The organism is Nioella sp. (assembly GCF_964229645.1).
GTDB lineage: Bacteria > Pseudomonadota > Alphaproteobacteria > Rhodobacterales > Rhodobacteraceae > Nioella.
In genome coordinates this window covers 19,782-38,475 of record NZ_CAXREX010000324.1, presented here as the reverse complement: position 1 = coordinate 38,475, position 18,694 = coordinate 19,782, and the positions used below count along the sequence as shown (strand labels likewise).

The window sequence follows — 18,694 nt, the reverse complement described above, 5'->3', positions numbered from 1 at the left end:
TTGCCACATGTTAAGGGGTGGCGCAGCAGAGCCGGGACTTGAGTCCGATCTGCCACAGGGCTATCGCGGAACTGTCCTGCCAGCGAGGAGACCGAAGATGACCGACCCGCAGATCCTGACCGCCGAACTGGTGCGCTGTGCCTCGGTCACGCCCGAGGAAGGCGGTGCGCTGGTGCTGTTGGACAAGGTGCTGAGCGAGGCGGGCTTCGCCTGCACGCGCGTCGATCGTGGCGGGGTGTCGAACCTTTTCGCGCGCTGGGGCGCGCAGGGCCACCCCCGGACCTTCGGCTTCAACGGGCATACGGACGTGGTGCCCATCGGCGACGAAGCCGCCTGGACCCATCCCCCGTTCGGGGCCGAGGAAGCGGAGGGCTGGCTTTACGGGCGCGGCGCGACCGACATGAAATCGGGCGTCGCGGCCTTTGCGGCGGCGGCGATTGATCTGGTGAGAGACGCCCCGCCCGACGGCGCGATCATCCTGACCATCACCGGCGATGAAGAGGGCGACGCGGTCGATGGCACCACAGCGCTTCTGGACTGGATGGACAGCGCGGGCGAGCGGATGAGCGTCTGCATCGTGGGCGAACCCACCTGCCCGGAGCAAATCGGCGACATGATCAAGATCGGCCGGCGAGGGTCCATGTCGGCCTGGTTCACGGTGAAGGGGAAGCAGGGGCATTCGGCCTATCTGCACAAGGCGCTCAACCCGATGCCTGCCGTCGCCCTGCTGGCCCATCGCCTGTCGAGCCATGTGCTGGACGAGGGCACCGATCATTTCGACCCTTCCACCTGTTCGGTCACCACGATCGACACGGGCAACCCGGCCACCAATGTCATTCCGGCAGAAACCCGCATGACGGCGAACCTGCGCTTCAACGATCTTCACACCGGCGCCAGCCTGACAGAGTGGTTGCAGGCCGAGGCCGACAAGGTGGCGGGCGAGACCGGCACGCGTATCGAGATGAAGGTCAAAATCTCGGGCGAGGCCTTCCTGACTCCGCCGGGGGAGTTGTCTGGATTGGTGAGCCGGGCGGTGACGGCGGAAACCGGGCTGGTGCCCGAATTGTCGACAACCGGCGGCACGTCCGACGCGCGCTTCGTGAAATCGCACTGCCCGGTGGTGGAGTTCGGCCTGGTCGGCCACCGCATGCACCAGGTCGATGAGCGGGTCTGGATCGAGGACATCCACGCATTGAAGCGCATCTACGGCCGCATCCTGCGCGATTACTTCGCCCAATGATCCGGCGAACCGTCGTCGTGATGGTGAAGGAACCGCGCCCGGGGCGGGTCAAGACCCGGCTGGCGCGCGGGATCGGGTCGGTGCCAGCAGCCTGGTGGTTCCGGCACCAGACCGCGCGTCTGCTGCGGCGCGTGCGCGATCCGCGCTGGCAACTGGTGCTGGCCGTGTCGCCCGACCCGGAGGGGCTGGCCAGCCGCGCCTGGCCTGCGGGTCTGCCAAGGCTGCCGCAGGGTCGAGGCGACCTGGGGGCGCGCATGGCGCGTCTTCTGGCCTTGCCCGGTCCGGTCCTGGTCATCGGCGGGGACATTCCCGGGATCACCCCCACCCACCTGGCCCGGGGCTTCGCGGCGCTCGCGACGAAGGACGCGGTATTCGGCCCTGCTCCGGACGGGGGATACTGGCTGATCGGGATGAGCGCGCGGCGCGCGCCGCCGGGGTTCCTGAAAAACGTGCGCTGGTCCACGGCAAATGCGCTGGCGGACAGCGTCGCAACCCTCGGAGGCAGGCGCATCGGCTTGATCGACACGCTGGACGACATCGACACCGAAGAGGACCTGCTGCGCGCGAAAGTTGCCGGAGCGGATCAAAGCCGCTAGGATTCCGCCCGAGCAGTGCCGGGGCAAAGACCCCGTTTTCATTCGTGAGGGCAGGTATGGGCAATACGGGCGAGATGCTGGCGAAGATCGAGGCGGGCGATATCTCGGTCTTTCAGATCAAGAGTCAGACAACGGTCAAGGATAAGGCAACGCTTCTGGCGGTGCAGAATTTCCTGCGCGGGGCCGTTGGGGACTACAGCTATATCGAGATCGGATCGCACCTGGGCGGCAGCCTCGTGCCCCATCTGGCGGACCCGGCCTGCACCCGGATTTCCTCGGTCGATCTGCGCCCCGAGGTGCTGCGCGACGAACGCGGGCGGGATGCGGTCTATGACGGCAACTCCACCGAACGGATGATCGACGGGCTGGCCGCTGTTTTGCCCATCGACTGCCTGACCAAGATGCGCACCTATGACTGCGACGCGAGCGACCTGAAGGATTTCGACGTGCCGAAGGATCATGTTCTGGGCATGATCGACGGCGAGCATACCAACACCGCCGCCTTCCGCGATTTCCTGAACCTGCGCAAATACATGGCCAAGGATTGCGTGATCCTGTTCCACGATTCCAACCTCGTGTTCGATGCGTTGCTGAACATCGAAACCCTGCTGCGCGACGAGGGCACAAAGTTCGCCAGCTTCTTCCTGCCGGGCATTCTCTATGGGCTGGCCTTCGGCAAGCTGCGCAAGCCAGCGAAGAAGGCGCTCGGCCCCATCGCGCACGACTCCGAGGCCTTCGTCGAACGGGCGCGGCGCGACCTTCAGGAACGGATTGCCAAGCACTTGTCGGCGGCCTGAGCCCCTTTGTTTTCCGCATGACGCGCCCCTCGGCCCGTGCTAGGCCGAGGGCATGAGCCAGATCCCCACCAAAGACCAGATCCTTGCCTGGATTTCCGACAATCCCGGCCATGCCTCGAAACGCGACATCGCCAAGGCCTTCGGGATCAAGGGCGCGGCGCGGATCGACCTCAAGCGCGTGCTGAAGGAGCTGGAGGCCGAGGGCCATCTGGAGAAGCGCAAGAAGACCTATCGCGACCCGGACCGCCTCCCGCCGGTTGCCGTCCTGCAGGTTCTGCCCCCGGACGATCTGGGAGATGTGTTCTGCCGCCCGCTGGAATGGCTGGGCGAAGGGCCCGAGCCGCGCATCCTGTTCAGCGCCAAGTCCACCGACCCGGCGCTTGGCGAGGGCGACCGTATCCTTGCCCGCATGCAGGAGGTCGATGGCGAAGATTACCAGTATGTCGCCCGCCTGATCCGTCGGATCGGGACCAACCCGCACAAGATCCTGGGGATCTTCCGCAAGGGGGCCGAGGGTGGGCGGATCGTGCCCATCGACAAGGGATCGGACAAGGAATGGATGGTGCCCGCCGGGGCCACCGAAGATGCCAGGGACGGTGAACTCGTCGAGGCAGAACAGGCCGGGCCCAGGAGCCGGATGGGGCTGCAACGCGCGCGCGTGGTGCAGCGGCTTGGCGACCCCGGCCAGCCCAAGGCAGTGTCCCTTATCGCGATTCACCAGCATGGTATTCCCGACGATTTCCCCGATGGGGCCATCGAAGAGGCCGACGCGGCGAAGCCTGCCGGCCTGTCGGGGCGCGAAGACCTGCGCGACATGCCGCTTGTCACCATCGACCCCGTCGATGCGCGCGACCGCGACGACGCCTGTCTGGCCCATGCCGATGATGACCCCAAGAACCCCGGCGGTTTCGTGATCTGGGTGGCCATCGCGGATGTGGCCCATTACGTGCGACCCGGATCGGCGCTGGACCGCGAGGCGCGCAAGCGCGGGAACTCCACCTATTTCCCCGACCGCGTGGTGCCAATGCTGCCCGACCGTCTGTCGGGCGACCTCTGTTCGCTGCACGAGGGCGTTCCGCGCGCCTGCATGGCGGTGCGCATGGTGATCAATGCCGAGGGGCAGAAGATCGGCCATCGTTTCGTGCGCGGGCTGATGCGCTCGGTCGCGTCGCTGAACTACCAGGAAGTGCAGGACGGCATCGACGGCCAGCCAAATGAAAAGGTGGCCCCGCTGGTTGACCCGGTGCTGAAGCCGCTCTTTGCCGCCTATGGCGCCCTGAAACGCGCGCGCGCCGTGCGCCAGCCGCTCGACCTGGACCTGCCGGAACGCCAGATCATCCTCTCGGACGAGGGGAAGGTGACCTCGGTCGCCTTCAAGGACCGGCTGGATGCCCACAAGCTGATCGAGGAATTCATGGTGCTGGCCAACGTGGCCGCAGCCGAGGAACTGATCCGCCTGCGCACGCCGCAGCTCTTCCGCGTGCACGAGGAGCCGAACCCCGATAAGATCGCCGCCCTGCGGGAAACGGCGCAGGCCAGCGGCTTCAACCTGGCCAAGGGGCAGGTTTTGCAGACCCGGCATCTCAACAGCCTGCTGGCCGCCGCCGAGGGCACGGAGTTCGACGAGCTGATCAACATGTCGACCCTGCGGTCGATGACGCAGGCCTATTACAGCCCGGAAAACTTCAGCCATTTCGGGCTGGCCCTGAAGGCCTATGCCCATTTCACCTCGCCCATCCGACGGTATTCCGACCTCATCGTGCACCGGGCGCTGATCACCGCCCATGGCTGGGGGCGCGACGGGCTGTCGGCCGAGGAGCTCGAACGGCTCGACGACATCGCCAAGCATATTTCGGAAACCGAGCGCCGCTCGATGATGGCCGAACGTGATACGACCGATCGCTACCTGGCCGCCTACCTGTCGGAGCGTGTGGGCGAAAGCTTCACGGGCCGGATTAGCGGGATTGCCCGTTTTGGGGCCTTCGTGAAGCTCGACGATACCGGGGCGGACGGGTTGTTGCCCATGCGGGCCCTGGGTCGCGAGTATTTCCACTATGACGCCGACACTCAAACCCTGATCGGCGCCGATACCGGGCTGACCATCGGCATCGGGCAGCGGGTGACTGTGAAACTGGCCGAGGCGGTTCCGGTGACCGGGGGCATGACGCTGGAACTGGTCGAGATCGACGGGAAATCGGTGCCGCGCGGGGCGCGCCACGGGCGCGGCGCCGGGCCACGGCGCAAGGCAGGCACGGCGCGCGCCAAGGCCGCCAAGGTGAAAAAGAAGGTGCTGCGCAAGCGCCGCTAGGCGGAAGGCCGCGCGGGCCCGATGCCCGTTGGCCAGTCTTCAGCAAGCTTTAACCGATCCGGCGCCATTCTGCCGGCAAGGCTCCGCCGACCTGCGGGGCGGGGTCCTTCTTTGGCGATGGGGAAGGGCGTATATTCGGCCTCAGAACAGAATGTCAGGCAAGAGCATGCGGGTACTTCTTTCGGTTTTCGTTATCCTGGCCTCGGCCCATGCGGCCCTGGCCAATACCGGCACATCCATGCGCCCCGTTCCACGTCCCTCGCTGGCCGTGTCCCTGGTGCCGGAGGGACCAAGCGACCTGGCGGTGCCCGCGTCGGTGCGGCCCACCATGCGCATGGCGGCATCGGTCATCCTGCCCGTCGCGGCAGAGTCGGACCCGGTGACGGAGGCGGGATTTCGGGCCTGGATCGCCGCGTTTTCAACCCGCGCCCGGACCGAGGGCATCAGCCAGCGCACGCTGGAACGTGCCTTCGAGGGGGTGCGCCTGAACGCGCGCGTGATCGAGCGGGACCGAAACCAGTCCGAGTTCTCGCGCACGTTGTGGGATTATCTCGACAGCGCGGCATCGCCCGCGCGGATCGAGAATGGCCAGGCTGCCCTCCGCGAGCACCGTGCGCTGCTGGAACAGATCGAGCGGGAGCATGGTGTGGAGGCCGAGATCGTGGCCGCGATCTGGGGTCTGGAAAGCGCCTATGGCACCTTCCGTGGCTCTGTCCCGATCATAGAGGCGATGGCAACCCTGGCCTATGAAGGCCGTCGCGCCGAGTTCTTCGAGACCGAATTGATGGCGGCCCTGCGCATCCTGGAGGCGGGGGATATCGTGCCGGGCGACATGCGCGGAAGCTGGGCCGGGGCCATGGGGCACACCCAGTTCATGCCCACGAGCTTCCTGGCCCATGCGGTGGACCATGATGGCAACGGCCGGCGCGACATCTGGGGAGATGACCCGGCCGATGCGCTGGCCTCGACCGCGCGCTACCTTGTGGAAAACGGCTGGACACACGGCCAGCCCTGGGCGCTGGAGGTCGACCTGCCGGAAGGGTTCGACTTCACCCAGAGCGGGGAGCTGATCCAGCACGATGCCGCCCATTGGAATGCCATGGGCGTGCGCCTGGCCCGTGGCGGTGGCCCGCTGCCCGAACATGGCCCGTCCTCGATCCTGCTGCCGGCGGGGCATACGGCCGTGGCGCTGGTGATCTACGAGAACTTCCACGTGATCGAGAGCTATAACCCTGCCGATGCCTACGTGATCGGGGTGGGCCACCTGGCCGACCGGATCGCGGGCGGCCCGGCTTTTCGCGGCGGCTGGCCGCGCCAGGACCGGGCGCTGACGAACGAGGAACGCTTCGAGTTGCAGGAACGCCTTACGGCGGCCGGGTTCTCGACCGAGCGGATCGACGGCATCGTGGGCCCGCTGACGATCCAGGCCGTGCGCGAATACCAGGCGGCCCAGGGCCTGGTGCCCGATGGCTATGCGTCGGAAGCCCTGTTGCGCAGGCTTCGGCGCGGCTGAGCGATTGCGCCCCGGCTTTGCCGGATCGCCCGGGGGGCGGCCCTCGTCACCCCCCGCATCCGCGGGGACCTCCTCGGGCCGCGGTGCCACGGAGGATGGCGCGGGACGTGCGTCGTCATGACGAGGGGATGGCCGAGAGGGCGGGTGCCTCCGGCGGGAGTATTTGGACCAAGAAGAAGGGATCAGCCCCTTTTGGTGGCCTTGACGCTGCTTTGCCAGTCGGGGTGGATCCAGGGCGCCTTGTTGGACCGGGGCAGCATGCCCTTGCCGAGGATGTGATCGGAGGCCTTTTCACCGGTCATGATCGAGGGGCCGTTGAGATTGCCGTTGGTGATGCGCGGGAAGATCGAGCTGTCGGCGACGCGCAGGGCCTCGACTCCGATCACGCGGCATTCGGGATCGACCACGGACATGGGATCGTCTTTCGCGCCCATCTTGCAGGTGCCGCAGGGATGGTAGGCGCTTTCGGCATGTTCGCGGATGAAGTCATCGAGCTCGTCATCGCTTTGCACGTCGGCGCCGGGCTGGATTTCCTTGCCGCGATAGGGATCGAAGGCGGGTTGGGCGAAGATCTCTCGCGTCAGCCGGATGCAGTGGCGGAAATCGGTCCAGTCATCGGGGTCGGACATGTAGTTGAAGAAGATATGCGGGGCGTCGTTCGGATCGGCGGAGGCCAGCGTGACCGCGCCGCGCGATTTCGACCGCATGGGGCCGACATGGGCCTGGAAGCCGTGGCCCTCGGCGGGCGCGGTGCCGTCGTAGCGCACCGCCATGGGCAGGAAGTGATACTGGATGTCGGGGTAATCCACCCCGGGCCGCGAGCGCAGGAAGGCCGCGCTTTCGAACTGGTTCGATGCGCCAAGCCCGGTATGTGTCGCCAGCCACTGGGTGCCGATGATGCCCTTGCTGATCAGGTTCCAGTACTTGTAGAGCGTGATGGGCTGGGTGCAGGCCTGCTGGATGTAAAGCTCCAGGTGGTCTTGCAGGTTCTGGCCCACGCCCGGGCGGTCGGCGATCACCTCGATCCCATGCTCTGCCAGATGCGCGGCGGGGCCGATCCCCGAAAGCATCAGGATCTTGGGCGAGTTGATGGCGGAGGCGGCGACGATCACTTCGGAGTTAGCCTTCACCACCTCGATCGTGCCATTGCGGTCGATCTCGACCCCGGTGGCGCGGCCGTCTTCGATGATCACCCGGCGCACATAGCACCGCATGAGGTTACAGTTCGGGCGCTTGAGCGCAGGCTTGAGATAGGCATTCGCCGCCGACCAGCGTTGACCCTGCCAGACGGTCTGCTCCATCGGGCCGAAGCCTTCCTGCTTCTCGCCATTATAGTCATCGGTCAGCTCGTAGCCTGCCTGTCGACCGGCTTCGACGAAGGCCTGGAAGAGCGGGTTGGTGCGGGGGCCGCGCGTGACATGGAGCGGGCCGCTGGTGCCGCGCCAGGCCGGATCGCCGCCATGGCCACCGTCGTGCCAGTTCTCCATCCGCAGGAAGTAGGGCAGCACGTCGGCATAGGACCAGCCGGTCGCGCCGCTTTCGTCCCAGTGGTCGTAGTCGCGCGCATGCCCGCGCACGTAGACCATGCCGTTGATCGAGGAGGACCCGCCAATCACCTTGCCGCGCGGGCAGACGAGTTCACGGTTGTTGAGGTTGGGTTCCGGCCGGGTTTTGAAGCCCCAGTCATACATGGCCATGTTCATGGGGTAGCTGAGCGCGGCGGGCATCTGGATGAAGGGCCCCTTGTCGGACCCGCCGAACTCCAGAACCAGCACGCTGTGCTTGCCATCCTCGGATAGGCGAGAGGCCATGGCCGAGCCTGCCGATCCAGAGCCGATGATCACGAAATCGGCCTGACGCGCCGTTGCCATCTGTCTTGTCCCCATGAGTGTGTTTGCGGGATCTGTCGACCGTTGACCCCGTCAGCTTCAGAATGCCCCGTGGGCCGATTGCCCCCCCGAGATTTTGCGACCGGTTATCCCGGTTTTGCGACTGTCCGCCAGAGGGGCGCGACGTCAGGGCGTCGGCTTTGCCAGGGTCTCCAGCCCCCGAGCCAGGGCCTCGGGCATCCCTTCGGCGTCCATGTGCTGGCGCAGGCGGGCGTTGTAGCCGCCGGGCGTGTTGAGCGCCTGCAACAGCGGAGACAGGTCATTCGCCATCAGGCTGGACCCGACGAGGACACGCAGGAAATCCTCGGCCTGCGCCGCCTCCTGCACGCGCGGAGCAAGCCAGCCCGCGGCGTCTGCGACCAGCTTCACGGCGGGCGACAGAACGGCCTGAGCGCAGAGATAGGCGGAGAGCTCGGCCTCGTCCGCGACGGTGTAGACCATGTTCGCAGGGCTGAAGATGTCTTGCACAAGATCCGTTGCGCCAAGCGCGATGATCGGTGACCCACCCTGCGCGATGCCGGGGAAGGGCAGCATGACGGCCACGGGATCGGCGGGGGCCACGAGGGCGGCGAGCCTGGGCAGCGGCACCCCGGCCATGAAGGAGATAACGCGCTGGCCCGGACGAAAGACGAGGCCGGGCAGAACCTCGGCGGCCTGTCCCGGCAGGAGGCCAAGGAAAAGCACATCGCCGGCATCGACTACGCCCTGATTGTCCGCAACCGCCACGCCGAACCGCGCGGCCAGGTCGGCAGACCGCGCCCGGCTGCGTTCCGAAACGGTGATCTGATGGCCGTCCTTGGCGATGCCCTCGACCACCGCGCTGGCGATGGTGCCTGTCCCGATGAAGCCGAGCCGCATGTCAGAGATCCTTCATCAGCCTGAGCGCATCGTAGATCGCCGCGTGAGTGTTGCGCGAGGAGACCGCATCGCCGATGCGGAAAAGCTGGAAGGCGCCGTCGGGATTGGTGCGGATCGCCTGCGGACGCCCGTTGAGAAAGGCGTCGTGATCCAGTTCGCCCCGGTTCACGGAGTCTTCGCGCAGGTCGAAGTAGAGATCGGCAAGCGGCCGCGTGCCGTAGTTCACCACCACCTGGTCGTAGCGTTGTTCACGGGTGTGGCTGCTGTAATCGGTGCCAATGGTTGCCACCAAGGCATTCCCCTCCCGGCGCACGCCCAGAAGGCGGCGGGTGACGGTGAAGGTGGTCTTCTTGTCCTGAAGCGCGCGCATGTATGGGACGAGGTTCATACCCATGATCTCGGGCGCGAAGCTGCGGTCGGGGGTCATGATTTCCACGGTCGATCCGGCGTTCGCCGCCACTTCGGCGGCCATCAGGCCGGGATGGTCGCCCGCTTCGTCATAGATCAGAACGTTATCAGCGGGCCGCACATCGCCAGAGATCAGATCCCACGCGCTGACAACAAGGTCGCTTTCGCCCGGCTGTTCATGCAGCGCGGTGGAGGGCAGGCCGCCTGTGGCGACAATGACGATATCGGGGGCCTCGGCGCGGATGTCGTCGGCCTCGGCCCAGGTATTGAACCGGAACTCCACATCACGGGCGGCACATTGGGCCATGCGCCAGTCGACGATGCCGATCATTTCCCGCTTGTGCGGGTTCTGTGCGGTCAGCAGCACCTGCCCGCCGGGGCGGTCGGCGGCCTCGAACACCGTGACGCGGTGGCCTCTCTCGGCGGCGACACGCGCCGCCTCGAGCCCTGCGGGACCAGCCCCGGCGATCACCACGCGTTTGCAATCGTCAGCGGGCGAGATCACCTGGGGCATGGTCAGCTCTCGCCCCGTGGCGGGGTTGTGAATGCAAAGCGCCTCTCCCCCGCCATAGATGCGGTCGAGACAGTAGGTGGCGCCGACACAGGGGCGGATGTCGTCCTCGCGCCCTTCGATGATCTTCTTCACGATATGGGGGTCGGCCATATGCGCGCGCGTCATGCCCACCATGTCGAGAAGCCCCGCCGAAACCGCGTGGCGCGCGGTGGCCACATCGGGGATGCGCGCGGCATGGAAGGTGGGCATGCCGGTTTCCGCGCGGATCGATCCGGCCAGGTCCAGATGCGGCGCCGATCGCATGCCCTGAATGGGGATCATGTCGGTCATGGCCGGGTCGGTATGGATGCGGCCCCGGTTGACGTTGAAGAAATCGACCTGCCCCGTGTCGCGCAGGATTTTCGCGATTTCGACGCCCTCTTCCGGCGTGATCCCGCCCGGCTCCGCCTCATCCGCACCAAGGCGGATGCCGACGATGAACTCATCCCCCACCCGCGCGCGGACCTCCGCCAGAATATCCAGCGTGATCTGAAGCCGGGAGCGCAGGCTTTCAGCCCCGTAAGGGCCGTCCAGCCGGTTGGTCAGGGGCGACCAGAACTGATCCTGCAAGTGGCCATGCGCGATCAGCTCGATCCCGTCCATGCCGCCCGCCTGCATGCGTTCCGCCGCATCGCCGTAATCGCGGATCACGCGGGCAATATCCCAGTCTTCCATCATCTTGGGGAAGAACCGATGCGCCGGTTCGCGGTCATCGGTCGGCCCGATGGAGGGCAGCCAGTCGCCCTTGCTCCACCCTGTCCGCCTGCCCAGATGCGTCAGCTGGATCATCGCCGCGCAGCCATGTTCGTGCAGCCCGTCGGTCAGGCGCCTGATCCATGGCACGACCTCGTCCTTGTAGGCCAGCACGTTGTTGAACGCGGGCGGGGAATCGCGCGACACCACCGCCGAGCCCGCCGTCAGCGCCATGGCCACGCCGCCCTTGGCCCGTTCCACGTGATAGGCGCGGTAGCGGTCCTTGGGCATCCCGTCTTCGGGATAGGCCGGTTCATGCGCCGTGGTCATGATCCGATTGCGAAGTGTCAGGTGCTTCAACTGGAAGGGTTGCAGCAGGGGATCGTTGCTCATGTCCGGCCTCGTGGGAGTGATGGGGATGATCGTTCGGTGGAATCGACATACCTGTCAAGTTGATTGCCCGGGTCGGTCGCCGCGTGCTACCGCTGAGCCATGACGATCCAGAAACCAGACAAGTCCAGCGGCTGGCGCGGCTCCGCCGACCTTTGGGTCGACGCGGCCTATCAGCTGCTTCTGGACGGGGGCGTCGAGGCGGTAAAGGTGATGCCGCTGGCCAAGGCACTTGGTCTGTCGCGAACCAGCTTCTACTGGCATTTCCCGGACCGCGAAGCGTTGTTGGAGGCGATCGTGGCAAGGTGGGAGGCCAAGAATACCGGAAACCTGGTGGCGCGCTGCGCCGCGCCTGCCGGGTCGGTCTGTGCCGCGGTCTTCAACCTCTTCGATTGCTGGATCGACGAGAACCTGTTCGACTCGCGTCTCGACCTCGCGATCCGCAACTGGGCGCAGAACGACGACACCCTGATGCCCCGCGTCAAGGCAGCCGACGCGACGCGGCTTGCTGCGATGCGCGCGATGCTGGAACGGCATGGCCAAAGCCCCGCCATGGCCGCGACCCGCGCCAACACGATGATCTTCACGCAGGTGGGATACTACTCCATGCGCCTGGGTGAGGCGGTCGCCGACCGACTGGACCGGATGCCGCCCTATGTGGAGGTGTTCACCGGCGACGTCCCCACCGAGGCCGAGATTGCCGAATTCTTCGCCCGGCATGGGCAGAAACGCTAGGGCGCGCTTGTGCGGCCCCTGCCTGTTGGCCTAGAGGACAGCCATGACCCCGCGCCGACTGCATATCCCCGGCAACTGGATGGCCGTGCTGGCCTGGCTCGCTGCCGGGCTGTGCTTGCTGCCCATAGGGGCAGTGGCACTGGCGGCGCTGACAGGCGGGTTCGAGACGGTAAGCGGCCTCGCGGGAACCGTCCTGCCCCGATACACGCGCACCACGCTGATGATGGTGGCGATCGTGGCAACCGGAACAGCCGTGATCGGGACGGGCACCGCCTGGCTCGTGACGATGACCCGCTTTCCCGGTCGGCGTGTCCTGGAAATCGCCCTGGCCCTGCCGCTGGCCTTTCCGGCCTACGTGCTGGCCTATGCCTACACGGATTTCCTCGATCATCCCGGTTGGGTCCAGACAACGCTGAGGGACCTGACCGGATGGGGCCCGCGTGACTACTGGTTCCCCGAAATCCGGTCCTTGCCCGGCGCGGCCATGATGCTGACGCTGGTGCTTTACCCTTACGTCTACCTGCTGGCGCGCGCGGCCTTCCTGCAACAAAGCGCGACCGCCTACCTGGCCGCGCGCACCCTGGGGCGCGGCCCCTGGGTGGCCTTTTTCCGGGTGAGCCTGCCGATTGCGCGCCCGGCCATTGCCGGGGGCGTTCTGCTGGCCATCATGGAAACGATCGCCGATTTCGGCACCGTCAGCTATTTCAACGTCCAGACCTTCGCCACCGGCATCTACCAAAGCTGGTTTTCCTTTGCCGACCGGGGCGCTGCGGCGCAGCTTGCCCTGTGCCTGCTGGCAGCGGCGCTGGTGCTGGCCGCGCTGGAGCGGCGGCAACGCGCGGGCCAGCGCCATCACGGCGCGGGGCGCAAGTTCGAAGTGCTGGACCCGCCGGTGCTGTCCGGCTGGCGCGCGACACTCGCCCTGACCTTCTGTGCCTTGCCGGTGTTGCTTGGCTTCCTGCTGCCGGCCGGATTGCTCCTATGGATGGGGCATGGCCGCTTCGAGATCTTCCTGACCGACCGCTACCTCGGGTTCTTGCAGAACTCGCTCACCCTTGCGTCGGTCGCGGCGCTTGTCACCGTGACCGCAGCGATCTTCCTTGGCTTCAATACCCGGCTTCATCCGACCCGCGCCAACAAGGCCGCCATCGGGATCGCGGGGCTTGGCTACGCGGTGCCGGGCGGGGTGATCGCCGTTGGGCTGCTGGTGCCCTTCGCGGCCTTCGACAATGCGCTCGATGCCTTCATGCGGGACCGGTTCGACATCTCGACGGGGCTGCTGATCACCGGCTCGATCTGGCTTCTGGTCATGGCTTACACGGTTCGGTTCATGGCGGCTGCCCTGTCGGCCTATGACGCGGGCCTGTCCACCATCAACCCCAATATCGATGCCGTGGCGCGCACGCTTGGGCGGACACCTTCCACCATGTTGCGGGGCGTTCACCTGCCGATCCTGCGGCCCAGTCTGCTGACGGCGCTTCTGATCGTCTTCGTCGATGTGATGAAGGAATTGCCCGCGACACTGATCATGCGGCCCTTCAACTACGATACGCTCGCGGTGCAGGCGCATCGGCTGGCGGCGGATGAGCGATTGGCAGAGGCCGCCGTGCCAAGCCTTGTGATCGGGGCCGTGGGCCTTTTGCCGGTGATCGTCCTGTGCTGGGGCCTGGGTCGCGAAGACCGGACCGAACACGAGTTCATCCCTGACCCCCAGATCGCGGACTGACGCCCGGAAAAATCTTCGGGAAGATTTTTTTGGGCGCCGGGAAAATTCTTCATGCCTGCGACGTTAAAAGGGCGCCCCGAAGGACGCCCTTTCGAATCTCTGCCGATCAGGCGATCAAGGCCAGCCGACCTCGTTGAAGATGCGCTGCGCGGTAGCAAGGTTGTCTGCCACGTCCGACAGGCTCACCGCGTCGGCCTGGAACTCACCAAGCCCTGCCAGTTCTGCGACCATGGGCACGCCTTCCACGGCCGGGTATTCGTTGTTGCCCGACGAGAAGTAGACCTGGGCGTCGTCCGAGGCGAGGTATTCGAGGAAGGCGACGGCGGCATCGCGGTTGGGGGCATTCACGGCCACGCCTGCTCCGGACACGTTCATGTGGGCGCCGTTGCCATCCTGGTCGGGGAAGACATAGCCGATCACATCCAGATGCTCGCTCACGCCATCCACCTGCTCGCGCAGGGCGCGCACGAAGTAGTAGGTGTTCGACACGGCCACGCCGCATTCGCCAGAGGCCACGCCGCGGATCTGGTCGGTGTCGCCGCCTTGCGGCGAGCGGGCGAAGTTGCGCACCACGCCAGCGGCCCAGTCCCGCGCGGCTTCCTCGCCCTCGTGGGCGATGATCGAGGCCAGCAACGTCTGGTTGTAGGTGTTGGTCGAAGAGCGGATGCAGACCAGCCCTTCATAAGCCGGATCGGCCAGGTCGGCATAGGTCGCGGGGGGCGTGTCGACCAAGTCGGTGTTGTAGAAGATGATCCGCGAGCGCTGCGAGAAGCCGAACCACAGGTTCTCGTCATCCTGAAGGTTCGCGGGAATGCGGGCTTCGAGCAGTTCGCTGTCGACCGGCTGCAGAAGCCCGGCATCGACCGCGCGGTTCAGGCGGGACACGTCAACGGTGATGAACACGTCAGCCGGAGAATTGCGGCCCTCCGCCTGCATCCGTGCCATCAGTTCGTCCGCGTCGCCTTCGATCCGGTTGATCGTGATGCCCGTGGCCTGTTCGAAGCCGGAATAGAGCGCTTCGTCAGTGTCGTAGTGACGCGAGGAGTAGATGTTGAGTTCCTGCGCGGTGGCCATGGCGGCCGAGCCGGCCAGAACGCTGGTGGCGAGCAGGGCAGAGATCGTGCGGGTCATCCTGAATGTCCTTGTTCCTTTAACCGAGTAATTCACTCGGATTAGTGCTGGAATACCACGCCGCGCCGGGCTGTCAAGCATTCCCAACAAAATTACTCGGAAAAAGATTCCCGCTTGTGCACCTGTTAACCTTCGGTGCAGGGTTGCCCGGCTTTCGAGAGGGAGGAAAGCATGACCCCCGGCATGATTTTCCTGGTGCTGGCCTATGTGCTCAGCCAGTTTTACCGTGCGTTCCTGGCGGTTCTTTCGCCCGTTCTTGCGACCGATATCGGGGCAGGGGCCGAGGATCTGGCCATGGCCTCGGGCCTTTGGTTCGTCGTCTTCGCGGCAATGCAGATTCCCGTGGGATGGGCGCTCGACCGGATCGGACCGCGGCTGACATCGTCGGTTCTGCTGGCCCTGGGCGGTGCCGGGGGCGCGGCGGTCATGGCGTTGGCACAGGGGCCAGGATGGGTGACGGTTGCGATGATGCTGATCGGGATCGGCTGTTCGCCGGTCCTGATGGCCAGCTACTATATCCTGGCCCGCGACTACCCTGCCGCCGTTTTCGCGACCTTCGCGGGGGTCATCCTTGGCACGGGCACGCTTGGAAATATCGGCGCGGCCCTGCCGCTGGCCTGGGCGGTCGCGTCCATCGGCTGGCGAGGCACCATGTGGGGCCTGGCCGGGGCGACCCTTCTGGTCGCGATCCTGCTGGCGCTGACGGTGCGCAACCCGGCCCCGCACGAGGGCAACCAGAAAGGATCCGTGCTCGACCTTCTGAAGATTCCGGCCCTATGGCCGATCTTCGTGATCATGTTCGTGAACTATGCGCCGGCGGCCGGCACGCGCGGGCTCTGGATCGCGCCCTATCTTGGCGATGTCTACGACGCCGATATCGGCCGGATCGGCAGCGCGTCGCTGATCATGGGGCTGGCGATGATCGCGGGCAACTTCTTCTACGGCCCGCTCGACCGCCTGTTCGGCACTCGAAAATGGGTGATCTTCCTGGGCAACCTGGTGTCGGGCCTGGCGTGCCTGGGGCTCTGGCTCTGGCCCGATGGGTCCGAGGTCCGTTCCATCGCCCTGGTGGCGGCGATTGGCTTCTTCGGGGCGACCTTCCCCGTGATCATCGCCCATGGGCGCAGCTTCCTGCCGCCGCACCTTGTTGGCCGCGGTGTGACGCTGCTCAATCTTTTCGGGATCGGTGGGGTCGGGGTGATGCAGTTTGCCAGCGGCCCGGTCTTCGTGCGCCTGTCGCAGGATGCGGCCCCTGCCCAGGCCTATAGCCAGCTCTTCGGTCTGTTCGGGCTGATGATCCTGGCAGGAACGATGGTCTACCTGTTCAGCCGGGACCGCACAGGGTAGCCATTCCCCCCATGCAGGTCAGGGTTTCGCCGCAATGCAGCGGGATTCCGGTGGTGTTTCGGAGCCGGGGCAGGTATGGGCGCGGGCAACGCGAACAGATCCTGACGGAGACTTCCCCCCATGTCCCCGGACTTCCTTCCCCGGATGCGGGCCGAATGGCTCGGCAACATCCGCGCCGACCTGCTTTCCGGCCTCGTCGTGGCGCTGGCCCTGATCCCCGAGGCGATTGCCTTTTCGATCATCGCGGGCGTCGATCCCAAGATCGGGCTTTATGCCTCGTTCTCGATTGCCGTCATCACCGCCATTGCGGGCGGACGGCCCGGCATGATTTCCGCCGCCACCGCCGCGACGGCCGTTCTGATGGTGACGCTGGTGCGCGATCACGGGCTGCAATACCTGCTGGCCGCCACCATCCTGGCTGGCGTGTTGCAGGTCGGCGCGGGCCTTTTGAAACTGGGCAGCGTGATGCGTTTCGTGTCGCGCTCGGTCATGACGGGCTTCGTCAATGCGCTGGCGATCCTCATCTTCATGGCGCAGCTGCCCGAACTGATCGGGGTGCCTTGGCTGACCTACGTGATGGTCGCGGGAGGGCTCGCCATCATCTACCTGTTTCCCTATGTCACCACCGCGATCCCCTCGCCGTTGGTGTGCATCATCGTGCTGACCGCGATAGCGCTCTTCTTCGGAATGGACCTGCGCACCGTTGGTGACATGGGCGAACTGCCCGATACGTTGCCGGTCTTCCTGCTGCCCGACATTCCGCTGAACCTGGACACCCTGATGATCATCCTGCCCTATTCGGCTGCCGTGGCTGCCGTGGGCCTGCTGGAATCGCTCATGACCGCTCAGATCGTGGATGACCTGACCGACACCACCAGCGACAAGAACCAGGAATGTATCGGCCAGGGCGTGGCCAATTTCTGCACGGGCTTTATCGGCGGCATGGCGGGATGCGCCATGATCGGCCAGTCGATGATCAACGTGAAATCCGGCGGGCGCGGGCGGCTGTCCTGCTTCGTGGCCGGTATTTTCCTGCTGATCCTTGTCGTGGTGCTTGGCGATATCGTGTCGATCATCCCGATGGCCGCACTCGTGGCGATCATGATCATGGTCTCGGTCGGTACGTTCAGCTGGTCCTCGATCAAGAACCTGCGCGACCACCCGCGCAGCTCCTCGATCGTGATGCTGGCGACCGTCATCGTCACCGTTTACACGCACAACCTCGCTATCGGCGTGCTGACCGGCGTGCTGCTGTCCGGCATCTTCTTCGCGGGCAAGATCGCGCAGCTTTTCGCGGTCACGTCCGAGCTGTCGCCGGACGGACGCACCCGCAGCTACCACATCCACGGGCAGCTTTTCTTCGCTTCCGCAGATCAGTTCTCCGCCGCCTTCGACTATGGCGAGGTTCTGGACCGTGTCGTCATCGACGTGACCCGCGCGCATATCTGGGACATTTCCTCGGTTGCGGCGCTGGACATGGCCGTGTTGAAATTCCGTCGCGAGGGGGCCGAGGTCGAGCTCAAGGGCATGAACGAGGCCAGCAGCACCATCGTCGACCGGTTGGCGGAACACGACAAGCCGGGCGCGATGGATCGCCTGATGAGCCACTGAGGAGAGCGATATGGGCAAGATCATCGCATTGGTAGATGGCTCCATCTATTCCGAAAGCGTCTGCGACCACGCGGCCTGGGTGGCGCGCGGCAAGGGCTGGCCGGTCGAAGTGATCCACGTTCTGGGCCGCCGCGATGAAAGCGCGGACCCCCGCAACCTGAGCGGCAATATCGGGCTCGGGGCGCGCACGGCGCTGCTCAATGAACTGGCCGATCTGGATGCGCAGCGCGCCAAGCTGGCCCGCAAGCGCGGGCAGGCAATCATCGAGGATGCGGTCGAACGGATCGGGGCGGAGGGCGTCGAGGTGACGGGCCGCCTGCGCATCGGCGACCTGGTGGAAACCCTGCGCGAAGCCGAGGCCGAGGCAGACCTGGTCATCGTCGGCAAGCGCGGCGAGGCCGCCGATTTCGCCTCGATGCACCTGGGCAGCAACCTTGAGCGCGCGGTGCGCTCTTCGAAACGCCCGGTCCTTGTCGCCTCGCGGGCCTTCCAGCCCGTGCGCAAGCTCCTGGTTGCGTTCGATGGCGGTCAATCGGCGCTCAAGGCGGTGGATCACATTGCCAGGTCCGAGCTCTTCGCGGGGCTTGCCATTCACCTTCTGACCGTCGGCTCCGAGACCACCGAGGCCAAGCGCGCGATCGAGGGCGCGGCGGCGCTGTTGAAGGGGGCCGGCTACGACGTGACCTCGGAAATCGTGCCGGGCCAGCCCGAAACTCTGATCGCCGAACGCGCCGAGGCGCATGATTTCGATCTGCTGATCATGGGCGCTTACGGTCACAGCCGCATCCGCAACCTCTTCATCGGCTCGACCACGACCGAGATGATCCGCGCCTGCAAGGTGCCCGTGCTGCTGTTTCGTTAACGGGCTTTCGCCGCCTGCCGATTGCCCCTATCGTTCC

The 18,694-nt window shown here is 65.8% G+C and carries 14 protein-coding genes; 10 read left to right on the top strand and 4 right to left on the bottom strand.

Annotated features, from left to right (window positions below; genetic code table 11):
- The first annotated feature begins 97 nt into the window (after nucleotides 1-97).
- The 5 genes from dapE (at nucleotide 98) to ACEQXV_RS20060 (ending at nucleotide 6,454) form a co-directional block, all read left to right on the top strand.
- Nucleotides 98-1,240 (top strand): succinyl-diaminopimelate desuccinylase, encoded by a 1,143-nt coding sequence (gene dapE / locus ACEQXV_RS20080; RefSeq protein ID WP_370270647.1) that lies wholly within the window; start codon nucleotides 98-100, stop codon nucleotides 1,238-1,240.
- The gene (locus ACEQXV_RS20075) at nucleotides 1,240-1,836 is read left to right on the top strand and encodes a DUF2064 domain-containing protein (protein WP_370270689.1); all 597 of its coding nucleotides are present in this window, start codon (nucleotides 1,240-1,242) and stop codon (nucleotides 1,834-1,836) included. The genes dapE and ACEQXV_RS20075 overlap by 1 nt, the downstream gene beginning before the upstream one ends.
- Before the next feature lie 56 nt (nucleotides 1,837-1,892).
- Nucleotides 1,893-2,633, top strand: coding sequence for a class I SAM-dependent methyltransferase (locus tag ACEQXV_RS20070; RefSeq protein WP_370252776.1), 741 nt, complete (start codon nucleotides 1,893-1,895; stop codon nucleotides 2,631-2,633).
- Between the two features lie 52 nt (nucleotides 2,634-2,685).
- Entirely contained in the window at nucleotides 2,686-4,941 is a 2,256-nt protein-coding gene (gene rnr / locus ACEQXV_RS20065) for a ribonuclease R (protein ID WP_370270646.1), read from the top strand.
- A 166-nt stretch (nucleotides 4,942-5,107) separates the two neighbouring features.
- Entirely contained in the window at nucleotides 5,108-6,454 is a 1,347-nt protein-coding gene (locus tag ACEQXV_RS20060; RefSeq protein WP_370270644.1) for a lytic murein transglycosylase, read from the top strand.
- Between the two features lie 182 nt (nucleotides 6,455-6,636).
- On the opposite strand, the gene betA is transcribed toward ACEQXV_RS20060, so the two are convergent.
- From betA to ACEQXV_RS20045, 3 genes are all read right to left on the bottom strand, one after another.
- A complete protein-coding gene (gene betA / locus ACEQXV_RS20055) occupies nucleotides 6,637-8,325 on the bottom strand; it encodes a choline dehydrogenase (RefSeq protein WP_370270642.1) in 1,689 nt (562 codons plus the stop codon).
- 144 nt (nucleotides 8,326-8,469) lie between these two features.
- Nucleotides 8,470-9,201 (bottom strand): NAD(P)-binding domain-containing protein, encoded by a 732-nt coding sequence (locus tag ACEQXV_RS20050; protein ID WP_370270640.1) that lies wholly within the window; start codon nucleotides 9,199-9,201, stop codon nucleotides 8,470-8,472.
- 1 nt (nucleotide 9,202) lies between these two features.
- A complete protein-coding gene (locus ACEQXV_RS20045; RefSeq protein ID WP_370270639.1) occupies nucleotides 9,203-11,248 on the bottom strand; it encodes an FAD-dependent oxidoreductase in 2,046 nt (681 codons plus the stop codon).
- 99 nt (nucleotides 11,249-11,347) lie between these two features.
- Between ACEQXV_RS20045 and ACEQXV_RS20040 the strand changes: the two genes are divergently transcribed.
- Both ACEQXV_RS20040 and ACEQXV_RS20035 read left to right on the top strand, forming a co-directional pair.
- Nucleotides 11,348-11,980 carry a TetR/AcrR family transcriptional regulator gene (locus ACEQXV_RS20040; protein ID WP_370270637.1) on the top strand — a complete coding sequence of 211 codons (633 nt, stop codon included), beginning with the start codon at nucleotides 11,348-11,350 and terminating at the stop codon, nucleotides 11,978-11,980.
- Between the two features lie 43 nt (nucleotides 11,981-12,023).
- Nucleotides 12,024-13,706, top strand: coding sequence for an ABC transporter permease (locus ACEQXV_RS20035; RefSeq protein WP_370270636.1), 1,683 nt, complete (start codon nucleotides 12,024-12,026; stop codon nucleotides 13,704-13,706).
- A gap of 114 nt (nucleotides 13,707-13,820) precedes the next feature.
- On the opposite strand, the gene ACEQXV_RS20030 is transcribed toward ACEQXV_RS20035, so the two are convergent.
- Entirely contained in the window at nucleotides 13,821-14,837 is a 1,017-nt protein-coding gene (locus ACEQXV_RS20030; protein ID WP_370250809.1) for an extracellular solute-binding protein, read from the bottom strand.
- A gap of 171 nt (nucleotides 14,838-15,008) precedes the next feature.
- On the opposite strand from ACEQXV_RS20030, the gene ACEQXV_RS20025 reads away from it, so the two are divergent.
- The 3 genes from ACEQXV_RS20025 (at nucleotide 15,009) to ACEQXV_RS20015 (ending at nucleotide 18,657) form a co-directional block, all read left to right on the top strand.
- Nucleotides 15,009-16,184 (top strand): MFS transporter, encoded by a 1,176-nt coding sequence (locus ACEQXV_RS20025; protein WP_370250810.1) that lies wholly within the window; start codon nucleotides 15,009-15,011, stop codon nucleotides 16,182-16,184.
- A gap of 120 nt (nucleotides 16,185-16,304) precedes the next feature.
- The gene (locus tag ACEQXV_RS20020) at nucleotides 16,305-17,795 is read left to right on the top strand and encodes a SulP family inorganic anion transporter (protein WP_370270635.1); all 1,491 of its coding nucleotides are present in this window, start codon (nucleotides 16,305-16,307) and stop codon (nucleotides 17,793-17,795) included.
- Between the two features lie 10 nt (nucleotides 17,796-17,805).
- Nucleotides 17,806-18,657, top strand: coding sequence for a universal stress protein (locus ACEQXV_RS20015; RefSeq protein ID WP_370270634.1), 852 nt, complete (start codon nucleotides 17,806-17,808; stop codon nucleotides 18,655-18,657).
- The last annotated feature ends 37 nt before the right edge of the window (nucleotides 18,658-18,694 follow it).

Excerpts from the sequence above, each read along its gene's own strand:
- ACEQXV_RS20070 (WP_370252776.1), top strand. The coding sequence starts at position 1,893 with ATGGGCAATACGGGCGAGATGCTGGCGAAGATCGAGGCGGGCGATATC.
- ACEQXV_RS20030 (WP_370250809.1), bottom strand. The coding sequence starts at position 14,837 with ATGACCCGCACGATCTCTGCCCTGCTCGCCACCAGCGTTCTGGCCGGC.
- ACEQXV_RS20045 (WP_370270639.1), bottom strand. The coding sequence starts at position 11,248 with ATGAGCAACGATCCCCTGCTGCAACCCTTCCAGTTGAAGCACCTGACA.
- ACEQXV_RS20040 (WP_370270637.1), top strand. The coding sequence starts at position 11,348 with ATGACGATCCAGAAACCAGACAAGTCCAGCGGCTGGCGCGGCTCCGCC.
- ACEQXV_RS20035 (WP_370270636.1), top strand. The coding sequence starts at position 12,024 with ATGACCCCGCGCCGACTGCATATCCCCGGCAACTGGATGGCCGTGCTG.
- ACEQXV_RS20050 (WP_370270640.1), bottom strand. The coding sequence starts at position 9,201 with ATGCGGCTCGGCTTCATCGGGACAGGCACCATCGCCAGCGCGGTGGTC.
- betA (WP_370270642.1), bottom strand. The coding sequence starts at position 8,325 with ATGGCAACGGCGCGTCAGGCCGATTTCGTGATCATCGGCTCTGGATCG.
- rnr (WP_370270646.1), top strand. The coding sequence starts at position 2,686 with ATGAGCCAGATCCCCACCAAAGACCAGATCCTTGCCTGGATTTCCGAC.
- ACEQXV_RS20060 (WP_370270644.1), top strand. The coding sequence starts at position 5,108 with ATGCGGGTACTTCTTTCGGTTTTCGTTATCCTGGCCTCGGCCCATGCG.
- ACEQXV_RS20025 (WP_370250810.1), top strand. The coding sequence starts at position 15,009 with ATGACCCCCGGCATGATTTTCCTGGTGCTGGCCTATGTGCTCAGCCAG.
- ACEQXV_RS20020 (WP_370270635.1), top strand. The coding sequence starts at position 16,305 with ATGTCCCCGGACTTCCTTCCCCGGATGCGGGCCGAATGGCTCGGCAAC.
- ACEQXV_RS20015 (WP_370270634.1), top strand. The coding sequence starts at position 17,806 with ATGGGCAAGATCATCGCATTGGTAGATGGCTCCATCTATTCCGAAAGC.
- dapE (WP_370270647.1), top strand. The coding sequence starts at position 98 with ATGACCGACCCGCAGATCCTGACCGCCGAACTGGTGCGCTGTGCCTCG.